Raw genomic sequence first — 16897 nt, forward strand, 5'->3', positions numbered from 1 at the left:
TTATGAACAGAGCATGACAGCGTGATTTTATTTTTATTACAGGATTAAAAGTAGCTGAAGATGACAGTTTGTCATAAAGAAGGGTGCCGCAAATGTGTATAAAAACAGAACAGCGCAGACAGTAAAAGCCCCGCCTTTGCAGACGGGGCTTTGATTTATTTACTCAACCGTAACGGATTTTGCCAGGTTACGCGGCTGGTCAACGTCGGTGCCTTTGATCAGCGCAACGTGATAGGCCAGTAACTGCAGCGGCACGGTATAGAAAATCGGTGCGATCACCTCTTCCACATGCGGCATTTCGATAATGTGCATGTTGTCACTGCTGTTGAAACCGGCATCACGATCGGCGAAGACGTACAGCTGGCCGCCACGGGCGCGCACTTCTTCAATGTTGGATTTCAGTTTTTCCAGCAGTTCGTTGTTCGGTGCCACCACGATGACCGGCATATCGGCGTCAATCAGCGCCAGCGGGCCGTGTTTCAGCTCGCCCGCCGCATAGGCTTCAGCATGGATATAGGAGATCTCTTTAAGCTTCAGCGCGCCTTCCAGCGCGATCGGATACTGATCGCCACGGCCAAGGAACAGCGCGTGATGCTTGTCGGAGAAATCTTCTGCCAGTGCTTCGATGCGTTTGTCCTGCGACAGCATCTGCTCGATACGGCTCGGCAGCGCCTGCAGACCATGCACAATGTCATGCTCAATGGACGCGTCCATGCCTTTCAGACGGCTTAACTTCGCCACCAGCATCAGCAGCACCGTTAACTGGGTGGTGAAGGCTTTGGTGGAAGCCACACCGATTTCAGTCCCGGCGTTGGTCATCATCGCCAGATCGGATTCACGCACCAGCGAGGAGCCCGGCACGTTACAGATCGCCAGCGAACCGAGGTAACCCAGCTCTTTCGACAAGCGCAGCGCGGCCAAGGTATCTGCCGTTTCACCGGACTGGGACAGGGTGATCATCAGGCTGTTGCGACGCACCGCGGATTTGCGATAGCGGAACTCAGAGGCGATCTCCACGTCACAGGGCACGCCCGCCAGGGATTCAAACCAGTAGCGTGACACCATACCGGAGTTGTACGAGGTGCCGCAGGCTACGATCTGGATATGCTCAACCTGTGACAGCATGTCATTGGCATTCGCGCCCAGCTCGCTTAAATCCACTTCGCCGTGGCTGATACGCCCGGTCAGAGTGTTTTTGATGGCGTTCGGCTGCTCATAAATCTCTTTTTGCATGTAGTGGCGATAGATACCTTTATCGCCCGCGTCGTATTGCAGATTAGATTCGATGTCCGGGCGCGTAACTTCATGGCCAGACTTATCGAATACGGTCACGCTGCGGCGCGTAACTTCAGCGATATCGCCTTCTTCCAGATAGATAAAGCGACGGGTGACCGGCAGCAGAGCTAACTGATCGGAAGCGATGAAGTTTTCGCCCATGCCGAGGCCAATGACCAGCGGGCTGCCGGAACGGGCGGCCAGCAGAGTATCCGGATGACGGGTATCCATGATCACCGTACCGTAGGCACCGCGCAGCTGAGGGATGGCACGTAACACGGCGTCACGCAGCGTGCCGCCCTGCTCCAGCTCCCAGTGAACGAGGTGAGCAATCACTTCGGTATCGGTTTCGGAGGCAAAGACGTAGCCACGTGCCTGCAATACTTCACGCAGCGGCTCATGGTTCTCAATAATACCGTTATGGACCACCACAATGTGTTCGGACACATGCGGGTGCGCATTCCCTTCCGAAGGTTCACCGTGGGTTGCCCAGCGTGTATGTGCGATCCCCGTACCGCCATGGAGCGGATGTTCTTCCGCAGCCTGAGACAGCATCTGAACTTTACCCAGACGACGCAGACGGGTCATGTGCCCTTCGTTATCGACGACGGCCAGTCCCGCAGAGTCATAACCACGATATTCCAGACGACGTAAGCCTTCGAGAAGGATTTCAGCAATATCACGCTGCGCGACTGCGCCAACAATTCCACACATAGTTAATTTCCTGATAATGATGCGTTGTCGCCGACCTGTTTTGCCCGTATCGGGCGCCCCGAGCCTTGTAGAGAGTGGGGTTATTTTTATGGTTACTGCTGGTGGGCGGGAGATATATGTTTATCTCCTCATCCCTTTTTGCCGGATGGCACTAACGTTTATCCGGCAGAAAACCGTAGGGCGGGTTAGCGAAGCACCACCCGCCACATTGTTACTTCTTCTTCACCGGACGTTTCCAGCCCTTGATATGGGTCTGACGTACCCGGCTGATGACCAGTTCATTTTCCGCGATGTCATTCGTTACCGTGGTGCCCGCGCCGATGCTTGCGCCACTGGCTACCGTTACCGGCGCCACCAGCTGCGTATCGGAGCCGACAAACACGTCATCGCCAATAATGGTTTTATGCTTATTGGCGCCATCGTAGTTGCAGGTGATTGTGCCCGCGCCGATGTTCACGTTATCGCCAATTTCCGCATCGCCCAGGTAGGTGAGATGACCCGCTTTCGAGCCTTTACCCAGACGCGCTTTTTTCATTTCCACGAAGTTGCCGACGTGCGCGCCTTCCAGCAGCTCGGCACCCGGACGCAGACGCGCAAACGGGCCGATGGTGCAGGCGGCGGCCAGTTCAGCATCTTCCACCACGCTGTAAGGACTGATTTCGCAGTCATCGCCAATCACGCTGTTTTTGATCACGCAGCCTGCGCCGATCTTCACGCGATGCCCCAGGGTGACGTTACCTTCGAGAATGACGTTAGTATCGATTTCCACATCGCGCCCGTGGGTCAGGGAGCCGCGTAAATCGAAACGCGCCGGATCGCGCAGCATAACCCCTGCCAGCAGCAGCTTTTCAGCCTGCTCAGCCTGATAGACGCGCTCCAGACGGGACAGCTGCAGGCGGTTGTTCACGCCTTCCACTTCGCTCAGCCTTTCCGGGTGGACGGCGGCAATTTCACGCCCTTCGTGATAAGCCAGCGAGATAATATCGGTGATGTAGTATTCACCCTGCGCATTGTTGTTGGTCAGTTTCGCCAGCCAGCGCTTCATGTCTGCGCCATTGGCGATCAGAATGCCGGTATTGATTTCCTGGATCTGACGCTGCTCATCGGTGGCATCTTTGTGCTCTACGATCCCGGTCACTTTACCGTTCTCGCGGGTGATACGGCCATAGCCGGTTGGATCGCTGAGATTTACCGTCAGTAAACCAATGCCGTTCTGCGGTTTGGCGTCACGCAGGCGTTGCAGAGTGGCGACCGAAATCAGCGGCACATCGCCGTAGAGCATCAAAATATCTTCGTTATCAGCAAAGTTCGGCGCAGCCATCTGCATAGCGTGGCCGGTGCCCAGTTGTTCAGCCTGTAGCACCCAGTTCAGCTTATCGTCGCGCAATGTCTGCTTCAGCAAATCGCCGCCATGCCCGTAAACCAGATGAACGCGGCTGGCGCCCAGTTCATTCGCGGCATCAATGACATGCTGGACCATCGCTTTCCCTGCAAGGGTGTGCAGCACTTTGGGAAGATCGGAATACATGCGGGTCCCTTTACCAGCGGCAAGGATGACCACACTCATAGCACTGTTCAACATACGCGTCCTGACTGTAATTTGAGGGTGAATTTTTACTTTTTCACATTGAAAATACTACATTTTTTTCGCCGTGAATTGGGTCGCAGATTAAATGCCAGCAGACCGGTAATAATCCCCTTCTGCGCCCCGTTTTCCGGCCGTCATGATGCCATTTACCGTAAAAAATGAACATATCACGGGCTGTAAAGTTGTTATGCCGATGTTTTACTTATTTTTTCGCAGAATGAATAAAGAAAACGTAGCCAGGCTGACAGCAGCAAAGGTGAGTATAGAGGAGTTAAGCGGGGCGCGAAGCCGTACGAACGGGGGATATTTTGACTGAATTATTAAAAGCATAAAGGCCGCCTCGGGCGACCTTTATTGATGTCTGTTCACGCCACCAGCGGTTGTCGTTTTAATTGGCGGCACTACGTGATTACAGATTAAAAGTACCAAAAGAAACGTTCATGTTGTTGAAGAAAGCGATAATTTTGTTAATCAGTTTCATGATGTTTTCCCGGCGGTTGAATTCGTTTATGTGACTTACTTCACAAAAATAAGTCTACACCTCAAATTTTCACCGATCAATATTTTTGTGATGTTAATCACAAAAAATAAGAAACACCATTTCATTTATCAACCCATTCTCGTGGAAGCATAAAAAAAGCCAGCCTGGCAACCAGACTGGCTTTGTGCTTTTCAAGCCGGTGTTACATCGCTTTTTTGGTCAACTCGATAACACGCAGTTTCGCGATCGCTTTGGCCAGCTCCGCAGACGCCTGAGCGTAATCCACGTCGCCATGAGAGCTCTTAATGTGCTCTTCTGCTTTACGTTTCGCTTCCAGAGCTCGCGCTTCGTCGAGATCCTGGCCACGAATAGCAGTATCAGCGAGAACGGTCACGCTGCCAGGCTGCACTTCAATAATGCCGCCGGACAGGTAGATAAACTCTTCGTGACCGAACTGTTTAACGATGCGGATCATACCAGGCTTAATGGCGGTGAGCAGCGGGGCGTGACCCGGGAAAATACCCAGTTCACCTTCACTGCCCGTTACCTGGATTTTTTCGACCAGCCCGGAGAACATTTGTTGCTCTGCGCTGACGACGTCCAGGTGGTAAGTCATTGCCATATCACCCTCCGATTAAGGCGTTAAAGTTTTTTGGCTTTTTCCACGGCTTCGTCGATGGAACCAACCATGTAGAACGCCTGCTCCGGCAGGTGATCGTATTCGCCTTCCATGATGCCTTTAAAGCCACGGATGGTGTCTTTCAGGGAGACGTATTTGCCCGGAGAACCGGTAAATACTTCTGCCACGAAGAACGGCTGGGACAGGAAGCGCTGGATCTTACGTGCGCGAGCTACCACCAGTTTGTCTTCTTCAGACAGTTCATCCATACCCAGGATGGCGATGATGTCTTTCAGTTCCTGGTAACGTTGCAGCAGGGACTGTACGCCACGCGCGGTGTCGTAGTGTTCCTGACCAACCACCAGCGGATCCAGCTGACGGCTGGTGGAATCCAGCGGGTCAACGGCCGGATAGATACCCAGAGACGCGATCTGACGGCTCAGTACCACGGTTGCGTCTAAGTGCGCAAAGGTGGTGGCTGGCGACGGGTCAGTCAGGTCATCCGCAGGTACGTATACCGCCTGAACGGAGGTGATAGAACCGGTTTTGGTGGAGGTGATACGTTCCTGCAACACACCCATCTCTTCTGCCAGGGTCGGCTGATAGCCTACCGCAGAAGGCATACGGCCCAGCAGTGCGGATACTTCCGTACCGGCCAGGGTATAACGATAAATGTTATCGACGAACAGCAGAACGTCACGACCTTCGTCACGGAATTTCTCAGCCATGGTCAGGCCGGTCAGCGCAACGCGCAGACGGTTTCCCGGCGGCTCGTTCATCTGACCGTAAACCAGGGATACTTTGTCCAGAACGTTGGAGTCAGTCATTTCGTGGTAGAAGTCGTTACCCTCACGAGTACGCTCACCCACGCCTGCAAACACGGAATAGCCGGAGTGCTCGATCGCGATGTTACGGATCAGCTCCATCATGTTTACGGTTTTACCCACACCCGCACCGCCGAACAGACCGACTTTACCGCCCTTAGCGAACGGACACATCAGGTCGATAACCTTGATGCCGGTTTCCAGCAGTTCCTGAGAGCTGGACAGTTCTTCGTAGCTTGGTGCCGCGCGGTGGATCGCCCAACGCTCTTCTTCACCGATGTCGCCTTTCATGTCGATCGGCTGACCGAGCACGTTCATGATACGACCCAGTGTTGCTTTACCTACCGGTACTTCAATCGGGTGCTCAAGGTCTTTTACTTCCAGACCACGACGCAGACCGTCAGAAGAACCCATGGCGATAGTACGCACGATACCACCACCGAGCTGCTGCTGAACTTCCAGCACCAGGCTCTCGTTACCATTTTGTACCTCAAGAGCATCGTACACACGCGGTACGGCATCCTGAGGGAATTCGACGTCAACCACGGCGCCGATTACCTGGACAATTTTTCCAGTAGCCATCTTGAATCCTCTACGAATTAACCTGGTTATACCGCGGATGCACCACCGACGATTTCGGTGAGTTCCTGAGTAATGCTGGCCTGACGAGCTTTGTTGTATACCAACTGCAGCTCTTTAATCAGGCTGCCGCCATTGTCGGTCGCGGCTTTCATCGCCACCATACGTGCGGCCTGCTCGCTGGCCAGGTTTTCTACCACGCCCTGATAAACCTGCGACTCAACGTAACGACGCAGCAGGGTATCCAGCAGCGGTTTCGGATCGGGTTCATACAGGTAATCCCAGGCTTTCTGCTTCAGCTCACCGTCTTCTGATGCCGGTAACGGCAGCAGCTGAGTGAGGGTCGGAACCTGAGACATGGTGTTAATAAATTTGTTGCTGACAATGTACAGCCTGTCCAGACGGCCTTCATCGTAGGCCTGCAACATCACTTTTACCGGGCCGATCAGTTCGGACAGGGACGGGTTATCACCCATACCGGTCACCTGGGCGACAATATTGCCCCCCACGGAATTGAAGAAAGAAACGCCTTTAGAGCCGATCATCGCGATATCGCTCTGAACGCCTTTATCGGACCATACTTTCATTTCCGCCAGCAGTTTTTTGAACAGGTTAATGTTCAAGCCACCGCACAGACCACGGTCGGTCGACACCACCAGGTAGCCCACGCGCTTAACGTCGCGTTCTTCCAGGTAAGGGTGCTTATATTCCAGATTGCCGTTCGCAAGGTGACCAATCACTTTGCGCATGGTATCTGCATAAGGACGGCTGGCCGCCATTCTGTCCTGCGATTTACGCATTTTGGAAGCGGCGACCATCTCCATCGCTTTAGTGATCTTCTGCGTGTTCTGGACGCTTGCGATCTTACTACGTATCTCTTTTGCGCCGGCCATGAGCTTCTCCTCAATGCCTTGCGGTCTGCCCTAGGACAGACCGCCAGACGTTACCAGGACTGGGTTGCTTTGAAGGAATCGAGGATGCCTTTCAGCTTGCCTTCGATTTCGTCGTTATAGCCACCGGACTGGTTGATCTCTTGCATCAGCGGAGCGTGGTCACGGTCAACGTAAGCCAGCAGAGCGGCTTCGAAGCTACCGATTTTCGCCAGTTCCACATCTTCGAGGTAACCGCGTTCAGCCGCGAACAGCACCAGGCCCTGTTGTGCAACAGACATTGGGGCATACTGTTTCTGTTTCAGCAGCTCGGTCACTTTCTGACCATGGCTCAGCTGTTTACGGGTAGCTTCATCCAGATCGGATGCGAACTGAGAGAACGCAGCCAGTTCACGATACTGTGCCAGCGCGGTACGAATACCACCGGACAGTTTCTTGATGATCTTGGTCTGAGCAGCACCACCAACACGGGATACGGAGATACCCGGGTTAACCGCCGGACGAATACCGGAGTTAAACAGGTTGGTTTCCAGGAAGATCTGACCATCGGTAATAGAAATTACGTTGGTCGGAACGAACGCAGAAACGTCACCCGCCTGGGTTTCAATGATCGGCAGCGCGGTCAGGGAGCCAGTTTTACCTTTCACTTCACCTTTGGTGAAGTTCTCAACGTATTCCGCGTTTACGCGGGATGCGCGCTCCAGCAGACGGGAGTGGAGATAAAACACGTCGCCCGGGAATGCTTCACGTCCTGGCGGACGGCGCAGCAGCAGGGAAACCTGACGGTATGCAACAGCCTGTTTGGACAGGTCATCATAAACGATCAGCGCATCTTCACCGCGGTCACGGAAGTATTCGCCCATGGCGCAACCGGCATACGGAGCCAGGTATTGCAGCGCAGCGGATTCAGAAGCGGTAGCCACCACAACGATAGTGTTGGACAGCGCGCCGTGCTCTTCCAGTTTACGCACCACGTTAGAGATGGTGGACGCTTTCTGGCCGATTGCCACGTATACGCATTTGATGCCGGAGTCACGCTGGTTGATGATCGCATCGATAGCCATCGCGGTTTTACCGGTCTGACGGTCGCCGATGATCAGCTCACGCTGACCACGACCGATTGGGATCATGGCATCAACGGATTTGTAACCGGTCTGTACCGGCTGATCGACGGACTGACGATCGATTACGCCCGGTGCGATAACTTCGATTGGCGAGAAGCCATCGTTATCAACCGGACCTTTACCGTCGATTGGCGCACCCAGGGTGTTCACCACGCGGCCCAGCAGGCCACGGCCTACCGGTACTTCAAGAATACGGCCAGTACATTTAACCTTCATGCCTTCGGCGAGGTCAGCATACGGACCCATCACAACAGCACCTACGGAGTCGCGCTCCAGGTTCAGTGCGATAGCGTAACGGTTACCCGGCAGGGAGATCATTTCACCCTGCATACAATCGGCCAGGCCGTGAATGCGGATAACACCGTCACTTACAGAAACAATAGTACCTTCGTTATGAGCTTCGCTCACAACACTGAACTGAGCAATGCGCTGCTTGATCAGTTCGCTGATTTCGGTGGAATTCAGTTGCATGCTCCAGTCCCCTTAAGACTGCAAGACGTCTGCGAGGCGTTGTAGACGGCCGCGTACGCTGCCATCAATGACCATATCACCCGACTGGATGATTACGCCCGCCATTACAGACTTATCGATATTGCAATTCAGCTTAACTTTGCGTGACAGACGTTTTTCCATCGCGGCGGTAATCTTCGCAAGCTGTTCTTCACTCAGTTCGGTCGCCGAGGTTACTTCAACTTCAGCGGTAGCTTCACTAAGGGCACGTAAGTGCTCAAACTGCTCAAGAACATCCGGGAGCACTCTCAGACGACCATTCTCAGCCATTACCTTGATCAGGTTCTGGCCGTTGGTATCAAGTTGCTCGCCGCAAACGGCGATGAACGACGCGGCGAGAGTTTCCGGTGCCAGTGCACCTGAAAGCATCTCCGCCATATGTTCGTTTTTCGTTACCTCTGCGGCAAACGCCAGCATGTTCTGCCAGCGATCGACACTTTGGGTTTCGACAGCAAAGTCAAAAGCTGCTTTGGCGTAGGGGCGAGCTACCGTAACAAATTCAGACATCAGCCCCTCCCTCCTTACAGTTCAGCGACAAGTTTGTCCACGATGTCGCTGTTAGCAGCTTCATCCACGGAACGTTCGATGATCTTCTCGGCGCCAGCAACAGCCAGGATAGCAACTTGCTTACGCAGTTCCTCACGAGCACGTTTACGCTCAGCATCAATTTCTGCCTGAGCCTGTGCAACGATTTTGGTACGTTCCTGTTCTGCTTCGGTTTTGGCTTCGTCCAGGATCTGAGCGCGACGTTTGTTCGCCTGCTCAATGATTACCTGGGCTTCCGCTTTCGCCTTTTTCAGCTGGTCGGTCGCATTGGCCTGTGCAAGGTCCAAATCCTTTTTAGCTCGTTCTGCAGAAGCGAGGCCGTCAGCAATTTCTTTTTGACGTTTCTCAATGGCAGCGATCAACGGCGGCCATACATACTTCATGCAGAACAGAACGAACAGGACAAACGCGATGGCCTGGCCGAGGATTGTTGCGTTAAGATTCACAGCACAATGCCTCTTATCTGGTTAACGTTCTAAAAATTGCTTAATCAAGCAACGCTTACTACGCGACAGCAAACATCACGTACAGACCCAGACCTACAGCGATCATCGGGATAGCATCCACCAGACCCATAACGATAAAGAACTGAGTACGCAGCAGAGGGATCAGATCCGGTTGACGCGCTGCGCCTTCCAGGAATTTGCCCCCGAGGATGCCGATACCGATCGCAGCACCGATTGCCGCCAGACCCATCATCACAGCGGCAGCCATGTACAGCAGATCCATATTCAGGTTTTCCATGACAGTCTCCAGTTTGTTTCAGTTAGAACGTAGTAGTGTTGGTAAAATCAATGCTCTTCAGATGCCATCGACAGATAGACAATCGTCAGAACCATGAAAATGAAGGCTTGCAGCGTAATGATCAGGATGTGGAAAATGGCCCATGGCACATTCAGGATCCACTGTGACCACCATGGCAGAAGTCCTGCAATCAGAATGAAGATCAACTCACCGGCATACATGTTGCCGAACAGTCGCAGACCGAGTGATACCGGTTTAGACAGCAGGCTTACCCCTTCAAGGATTAAGTTGACAGGAATAAATGCCCAGTGGTTGAACGGCTGTAAGGTCAGCTCTTTGGTGAAGCCGCCAATGCCTTTCATTTTGATGCTGTAGAACAGAATGAGGATAAATACGCCCAGCGCCATCGACAGGGTGATGTTCACGTCAGCGGACGGAACCACACGCAGAGCCGGCAGGCCGAATACATGCTCGCCGATATACGGCAGCAGGTCGATAGGCAGCAAATCCATCAGGTTCATCAGGAATACCCAGACGAAAATCGTCAGGGCCAGCGGAGCAATCAGTTTGCTCTTGCCGTGGTACATGTCTTTCACGCTGCCGTTGACGAAGCCAATGACCAGCTCGATCGCCGTCTGGAATTTTCCCGGAACGCCGCTGGTTGCTTTTTTGGCAACGCTACGGAACATCACGAGGAACAACAGACCCAGAAGCACCGAGAAGAACATGGAGTCGATGTTAAGCGTCCAGAAAGTGGCTGGGGGGTTATGCGGATCCACCAGCGAAAAGGTACGCAGGTCAATCTGAAGGTTATTCAGATGGTGGCCTATGTACTCCTGCGGTGTTGAGATTTCTCCTGCAGACATGATGCCTCTTACCCTTTGTTGTTAATTACAGCGGGTGCCAGTATCTGTACAACCAGCACCGAAACCCACGTGACGATCAGCGGCAAAAAGACCGCCTTCAAAACCGCCAGCGCCACCACCAGTAGGGTAAAGGTCGCCAACACCTTGAACACTTCCCCGAAGGCGAAGGACCAGGCCATGCGGCCTTTAGCAGGTGTATGCGCCTGATGACGCCAGGCAAAAATCATAAACAACATATTTGGCAGTACCACTGCCAGCCCACCGCATACTGCGGAGACGCCCCAGAAGGGGTCTTTAAGGCAAAATAGCAATGCGCTTGCTATCACTGCCAGGAACTGAATGAACAGAAGCTTACGAGCAACGTTTCGACTCAAGAGCGACAAAGACATCACGTTTTTTACTCCTGCCCCCAACGAGGTATGTCGCGTGTCGTATAAAACGTTCTTTAAGGCTCAGAGTCAAGCATCAAAAAGCGAGCAAATTATACGGTGCGGCCTCGTGATTTCAAACAATAAGTAGCGAAAAGGTGAATAAATGTTTAAATAAATTTCTCGAGGGCTATTTTTCCACTTTTTTGTAAAGTGTGAACCATCGAACAGGATTGCCAATCGCGCGAAAAGCCTGATGCTAAAGCGTGCACCAGATCACAAATTGCGCATTTGCGTTTAAGCGTCTTTCATTGAAGCATAATAATCACAGTCACCATCTTTCTGATATTCAAGATGAATAACTGCGACTATTTCCAAAACAGCTTCATATACAACAAAAACCTTTTATTGACATTCTTAATAAATTTTTAACATCGCTAAACGTTAAGCATTACTGATTTTTAGCAGACATATACTTCCCTGGTTGATTATTTTGCCGGTTAACAAAAAATGCCAGGTTAACAAACAGAAAAATCCCAGTAAAAATAAGGTTAAGCCTAACGGGATTTATTCCGTTTCTGCGTGCTGATTTTTAACACATTCACTACAGTACGGAATTAACATTTTTTGATAAAAATTAAATATTGTTTGGTTTAATCATCACCAGATGACGTTCGCCGTCCAGTTGCGGAACGCGCAATTTGATCACCGATTCCACCGCAAAGTCTGCCGGTAGTTTTTCGATTTCATCATCAGGCAACTGGCCCTTCAGCGCATAGAAACGCCCCCCCTGCCCCGGCAGGTGATGACACCAGCTCACCATATCGTTCAGGGAAGCAAAGGCACGGCTGATCACTCCGTCAAACGGCGGCTCCGCCGGGAAATCCTCAACGCGGCTCTGCACCGGCGTGATGTTAGTCAGGCGAAGCTCGTGCTGCACCTGGCGCAGAAAACGCACCCGCTTGCCGAGGCTGTCCAGCAGCGTGAAGTGCGCGTCAGGTAAGACGATTGACAGCGGGATCCCCGGCAGCCCTGGCCCGGTACCCACGTCGATAAAGCGCGACCCCGCCAGGTGCGGCGCAACCACCACGCTGTCCAGAATATGACGGATCAGCATCTCGTTCGGATCGCGTACCGAGGTCAGATTGTACGCTTTGTTCCATTTGTGCAGCATATCGACATAGGCCACCAGCTGGTTTTTCTGGTGATCGGTGAGCGAAATATCGGCTTCATCCAGCAGACGAGAGAGTTTGTTGAGCACGGTGATTACCTGTTTAGATACTTAACGGCGGGTGGCGCTTCGCTAATCCGCCTTACGGGTTCTGTAGGCCCGGTAAGCTAGCGCTACCGGGCGGGTAAAGTTGAATTAAGCGCTACGGCGCAGCATACCCTGCTTTTTCAGCCACACCAGCAGAATGGAGATCGCCGCAGGAGTGATACCGGAGATACGCGATGCCTGACCGATGGATGACGGTTTGTGATCGTTAAGCTTGGCGATCACTTCGTTGGACAGACCGCTCACCTGGCGGTAGTCCAGGGTCGCAGGCAGCACGGTGTTCTCGTTACGCTGCTGTTTGTCGATCTCGTCCTGCTGGCGCGCAATATAGCCTTCGTATTTCACCTGGATCTCGACCTGCTCGGCGGCCTGCGCATCGCTGAGTCCCGGCGCAAACGGCGACAGCTGCACCATCTCGCGATAGGTCATTTCCGGTCGACGCAGCAGATCTTCACCGTTCGCCTCGCGGGACAGCGGCGCGCTCAGCTTCGTATTCACTTCGTCAATCTTTTCAGACTGCGGGTGCAGCCAGATATCTTTCAGGCGCTGGCGTTCACGCTCGATATTTTCCAGTTTCTCGTTAAAGCGCGCCCAGCGTTCGTCGTCCACCAGGCCCAGCTCACGACCCGCCGCGGTTAAACGGATATCCGCGTTGTCTTCACGCAGCATCAGACGGTATTCCGCGCGGGAGGTGAACATGCGGTACGGCTCTTTGGTGCCCAGGGTGCACAGGTCGTCCACCAGCACGCCCAGATAAGCCTCGGAACGGCCCGGCGCCCAGCCCTCTTTTTCGGCAGAGAAGCGGGCAGCGTTCAGACCGGCCAGCAGACCCTGCGCGGCCGCTTCTTCGTAACCGGTGGTGCCGTTGATCTGACCGGCAAAGAACAGGCCAGCGATAAATTTGCTTTCCAGCGTCGGTTTCAGGTCACGCGGATCGAAGAAGTCATACTCGATCGCATAGCCCGGACGGACGATCTTCGCGTTTTCCATGCCCTGCATGGATCGGACGATCTGCATCTGTACATCGAACGGCAGGCTGGTGGAGATGCCGTTCGGGTAAATTTCGTTAGAGGTCAGGCCTTCCGGCTCAAGGAAGATCTGATGCTGGTTACGATCCGCAAAGCGCATCACTTTGTCTTCGATCGACGGGCAGTAACGCGGGCCGATCCCTTCGATCACGCCGGCATACATCGGGCTGCGATCGAGGTTATTGCGGATCACGTCGTGGGTTTTTTCGTTAGTGTAGGTGATATAGCACGGCACCTGGCGCGGATGTTGATCCACATTGCCCATGAACGAAAAGACCGGCAGCGGCGTGTCGCCGTGCTGTTCCGCCAGCACGCTGAAATCAATAGTTCGCGCGTCAATACGCGGCGGCGTCCCGGTTTTCAGGCGGCTGACGCGCAGCGGCAGCTCGCGCAGACGGCGGGAAAGGGAAATCGACGGCGGATCGCCTGCGCGACCACCGCTGTAGTTATCCATGCCGATATGAATTTTACCGTCGAGGAAGGTGCCGACCGTCAGTACGACAGATTTAGCACGGAACTTCAGGCCCATTTGCGTCACGGCACCGACGACACGATCGTTTTCGACGATCAGATCCTCAACCGCCTGCTGGAAGATCATCAGGTTCGGCTGATTCTCAAGGGCCGTGCGCACTGCCTGACGGTAAAGCACGCGGTCTGCCTGAGCACGGGTGGCGCGAACGGCCGGGCCCTTGCTCGCGTTTAGTATCCTAAACTGAATGCCTGCCTGATCGATGGCCTTTGCCATCAGTCCGCCCAGCGCATCCACTTCTTTTACCAGGTGTCCTTTCCCAATACCGCCGATTGCCGGGTTGCACGACATCTGTCCCAGGGTGTCGATATTGTGTGTCAAAAGCAGGGTCTGCTGACCCATACGCGCAGCGGCCATTGCGGCCTCAGTGCCTGCATGACCCCCGCCAATGATGATGACGTCGAAAGGATCCGGATAAAACATGGTGGTTTGCCTCGCCTGAGCGGTTAGAAAGTGGATTGGTGCCGGGCCGTGGATTCTACTCAACTTTAGCCCATCGAGAAAGAGTCGGGATCCTGACTGTTATTAAGAGATCTTTTTCTTTTAGAGATCTTTTTTACTATGATCTCTTATTAGGATCGTGCCTCTCTGTGGATAACCCGGATCCGGCTTTGAAGATCAATACATTAGAAAGGATCGTTACCTGTGAATGATCGGTGATCCCACTCAGTATAAGCTGGGATCAAAATGAAGGGTTATGCACAGCCCAAAAACTCGTCAAACCTTATACAGTGGATAAATACCGGTTGATCCAAGCTTTTAACCAGACTTATACACAACTGATCGCACGATCTTTACACAATATTGAGTAAATTAACCCAGGATCCCAGCCAGATTTCTGCCGGATCCTCGGGAATATCATGATCGAGGATGTTGATCCGCAGCGTTTCGCCGATCTGTTTTGCCCCGCAAGCCCGCATTTCGCTTTCCAGCTTGTCGATCGCCCCGCAGAAGGTGTCGTATTCACGACTGCCGATCCCGATCGCCCCAAAGCGTACCTGAGACAGATCCGGCTGCTGTTCTTTCAGTTCTTCATATAAAGGAAGAATGTTATCCGGCAGATCGCCTGCGCCATGGGTACTGGAAACCAGCAGCCACACGCCTTCTACCGGCAGATCCTCAAGCAGCGGGCCGTGAAGGGTGCTGGTGCTGTACCCCGCCTCGTCCAGCTTTTCAGCCAGGTGCTCCGCCACGTACTCTGCTCCGCCCAGGGTGCTGCCACTGATAAGCGTAATATCTGCCATGATCGTCCGTCCTCAATTAAGCGTGGCATATTGTACGCTGTGAATGAGCTGGGATCTACCTGTGGAAAACAGGGTGATTATTTCAGAGGATCACGGGCGGATGGTGCGCATGATCGGGTTCTGCAGCGAGATCAGCGTTTCGGTGGACTGAATTTCATCAATTGTTTGGATCTTGTTGATAAGTACCTGTTGCAGCGCGTCGATCGATTTGCACATCACCTTAATAAAGATGCTGTAGTGCCCGGTGGTGTAATACGCTTCGGTCACTTCTTCCAGACTCTCCAGCCTCGCCAGGGCCGAGGGGTAATCTTTGGCGCTTTTGAGAATGATGCCGATAAAGCAGCAGACGTCGTAGCCGAGTTGTTTAGGGCAGACATCGATACGCGCGCCGGTAATGATGCCCGCCTGTTTCATCTTCTCCACGCGAACGTGAATGGTGCCGGGGCTGACGCCAAACTGCTTGGCGAGTTCGGCATAAGCCGTGCGCGCATTTGCCATCAGCGCCTCAAGGATGCCGCGATCCAGATTATCGATCTGATAATTTTCCATAGGTTTTTCTTATGTAGATTAATGATTCAGTCCAGTTTAACGCCATATTTTATGGAATCAAAAGTGAACCGGGCTTTTTATCTGTTGATTATTGAATATCGCTCTCGTTTTGTTGCTTAATCAATGGCAACAGGACACAGGAGTTCAATAATGAAAACCGCTTACATCGCAAAACAACGCCAGATCAGTTTCGTTAAAGCTCACTTCTCCCGCCAGCTGGAGGAAAAACTGGGCCTGATCGAAGTTCAGGCTCCGATCCTCAGCCGCGTGGGGGATGGCACGCAGGACAACCTGTCTGGTTGCGAAAAGGCGGTACAGGTGAATGTGAAAACCCTGCCAGACGCGCGCTTTGAAGTGGTGCACTCACTGGCGAAGTGGAAACGGCAGACGCTGGGACAACACGACTTCAGCGCGGGGGAAGGGCTTTACACGCACATGAAAGCCCTGCGCCCGGACGAAGATCGTCTTACGCCGATCCACTCGGTCTATGTCGATCAGTGGGACTGGGAGCGCGTCCTCGGTGACGGCGAGCGCCATCTGGGCACGCTGAAAGCGACCGTCTCGGCGATCTGGTCAGGCATTAAAGCGACAGAAGCGGCAGTGAGCGCGGAGTTTGGTCAGGCACCGTTCCTGCCAGAGCAGATCCACTTTGTGCACAGCGAAGAGCTGCTGACCCGCTTCCCTGGTCTCGACGCCAAGGGCCGCGAGCGGGCCATTGCGAAAGAGCTGGGCGCGGTGTTCCTGATCGGTATCGGCGGCGACCTGAGCGACGGCAAACGTCACGACGTGCGCGCCCCGGATTATGATGACTGGACGACCCGCACCGAAGCCGGTTTTGCCGGTCTGAACGGTGACATCCTGGTGTGGAACCCGGTGCTGGAAGATGCGCTGGAGCTCTCCTCCATGGGCATCCGCGTTGACGCCGAAACCCTTAAACGCCAGCTGAAGCTGACCGGCGATGAAGATCGTCTGGCGCTGGAGTGGCACCGCGCGCTGCTGGAAGGGCAAATGCCGCAGACTATCGGCGGCGGCATTGGCCAGTCACGTCTGACCATGTTGCTGCTGCAACTGCCGCACATTGGCCAGGTACAGTGCGGCGTATGGCCTGCGCAGGTACGCGACAGCGTCTCATCCCTGCTCTGA

The 16897-nt window shown here is 53.5% G+C and carries 16 protein-coding genes; 1 reads left to right on the plus strand and 15 read right to left on the minus strand.

Going from position 1 to position 16897, the window contains the following annotated elements; all coding sequences use genetic code 11:
* Nucleotides 1-159 precede the first annotated feature (159 nt).
* The 15 genes from glmS to asnC form a co-directional block, all read right to left on the minus strand.
* Complete coding sequence (glmS, locus tag BMF08_RS05515; RefSeq protein WP_072570881.1) at nt 160-1989, minus strand: glutamine--fructose-6-phosphate transaminase (isomerizing); 1830 nt, start codon at nt 1987-1989, stop codon at nt 160-162.
* Between the two features lie 211 nt (nt 1990-2200).
* Nucleotides 2201-3571, minus strand: a complete 1371-nt coding sequence (gene glmU / locus BMF08_RS05520) for a bifunctional UDP-N-acetylglucosamine diphosphorylase/glucosamine-1-phosphate N-acetyltransferase GlmU (protein ID WP_072570879.1) — start codon at nt 3569-3571, stop codon at nt 2201-2203.
* Between the two features lie 689 nt (nt 3572-4260).
* Nucleotides 4261-4680: a F0F1 ATP synthase subunit epsilon gene (locus BMF08_RS05525; protein WP_032615508.1), complete on the minus strand. Its 420-nt coding sequence runs from the start codon at nt 4678-4680 to the stop codon at nt 4261-4263.
* Between the two features lie 20 nt (nt 4681-4700).
* Complete coding sequence (gene atpD / locus BMF08_RS05530; RefSeq protein WP_006177559.1) at nt 4701-6083, minus strand: F0F1 ATP synthase subunit beta; 1383 nt, start codon at nt 6081-6083, stop codon at nt 4701-4703.
* A 26-nt stretch (nt 6084-6109) separates the two neighbouring features.
* Nucleotides 6110-6973 (minus strand): F0F1 ATP synthase subunit gamma, encoded by an 864-nt coding sequence (gene atpG / locus BMF08_RS05535; RefSeq protein WP_072570878.1) that lies wholly within the window; start codon nt 6971-6973, stop codon nt 6110-6112.
* Between the two features lie 50 nt (nt 6974-7023).
* Nucleotides 7024-8565, minus strand: a complete 1542-nt coding sequence (atpA, locus tag BMF08_RS05540) for a F0F1 ATP synthase subunit alpha (RefSeq protein WP_072570876.1) — start codon at nt 8563-8565, stop codon at nt 7024-7026.
* A gap of 12 nt (nt 8566-8577) precedes the next feature.
* Nucleotides 8578-9111 (minus strand): F0F1 ATP synthase subunit delta, encoded by a 534-nt coding sequence (gene atpH / locus BMF08_RS05545; protein ID WP_072570874.1) that lies wholly within the window; start codon nt 9109-9111, stop codon nt 8578-8580.
* A 14-nt stretch (nt 9112-9125) separates the two neighbouring features.
* A complete protein-coding gene (gene atpF, locus BMF08_RS05550; protein WP_072570872.1) occupies nt 9126-9596 on the minus strand; it encodes a F0F1 ATP synthase subunit B in 471 nt (156 codons plus the stop codon).
* Nucleotides 9597-9654: 58 nt separating this feature from the next.
* On the minus strand, nt 9655-9894 hold the full coding sequence (gene atpE / locus BMF08_RS05555; protein WP_000429386.1) for a F0F1 ATP synthase subunit C: 240 nt from the start codon (nt 9892-9894) through the stop codon (nt 9655-9657).
* 47 nt (nt 9895-9941) lie between these two features.
* On the minus strand, nt 9942-10760 hold the full coding sequence (gene atpB / locus BMF08_RS05560) for a F0F1 ATP synthase subunit A (protein ID WP_072570870.1): 819 nt from the start codon (nt 10758-10760) through the stop codon (nt 9942-9944).
* An 8-nt stretch (nt 10761-10768) separates the two neighbouring features.
* Nucleotides 10769-11149, minus strand: coding sequence for a F0F1 ATP synthase subunit I (gene atpI / locus BMF08_RS05565; RefSeq protein WP_072570869.1), 381 nt, complete (start codon nt 11147-11149; stop codon nt 10769-10771).
* A gap of 616 nt (nt 11150-11765) precedes the next feature.
* Nucleotides 11766-12389, minus strand: coding sequence for a 16S rRNA (guanine(527)-N(7))-methyltransferase RsmG (gene rsmG, locus BMF08_RS05570; RefSeq protein WP_072570867.1), 624 nt, complete (start codon nt 12387-12389; stop codon nt 11766-11768).
* 105 nt (nt 12390-12494) lie between these two features.
* A complete protein-coding gene (gene mnmG / locus BMF08_RS05575; RefSeq protein WP_072570865.1) occupies nt 12495-14384 on the minus strand; it encodes a tRNA uridine-5-carboxymethylaminomethyl(34) synthesis enzyme MnmG in 1890 nt (629 codons plus the stop codon).
* Nucleotides 14385-14755: 371 nt separating this feature from the next.
* Nucleotides 14756-15205: an FMN-binding protein MioC gene (gene mioC / locus BMF08_RS05580; protein ID WP_072570864.1), complete on the minus strand. Its 450-nt coding sequence runs from the start codon at nt 15203-15205 to the stop codon at nt 14756-14758.
* A 90-nt stretch (nt 15206-15295) separates the two neighbouring features.
* Entirely contained in the window at nt 15296-15754 is a 459-nt protein-coding gene (gene asnC / locus BMF08_RS05585) for a transcriptional regulator AsnC (RefSeq protein WP_072570862.1), read from the minus strand.
* A 150-nt stretch (nt 15755-15904) separates the two neighbouring features.
* Between asnC and asnA the strand changes: the two genes are divergently transcribed.
* Complete coding sequence (gene asnA / locus BMF08_RS05590; protein WP_072570860.1) at nt 15905-16897, plus strand: aspartate--ammonia ligase; 993 nt, start codon at nt 15905-15907, stop codon at nt 16895-16897.

This window comes from Enterobacter sp. SA187, assembly GCF_001888805.2.
Taxonomy (GTDB): domain Bacteria; phylum Pseudomonadota; class Gammaproteobacteria; order Enterobacterales; family Enterobacteriaceae; genus Enterobacter_D.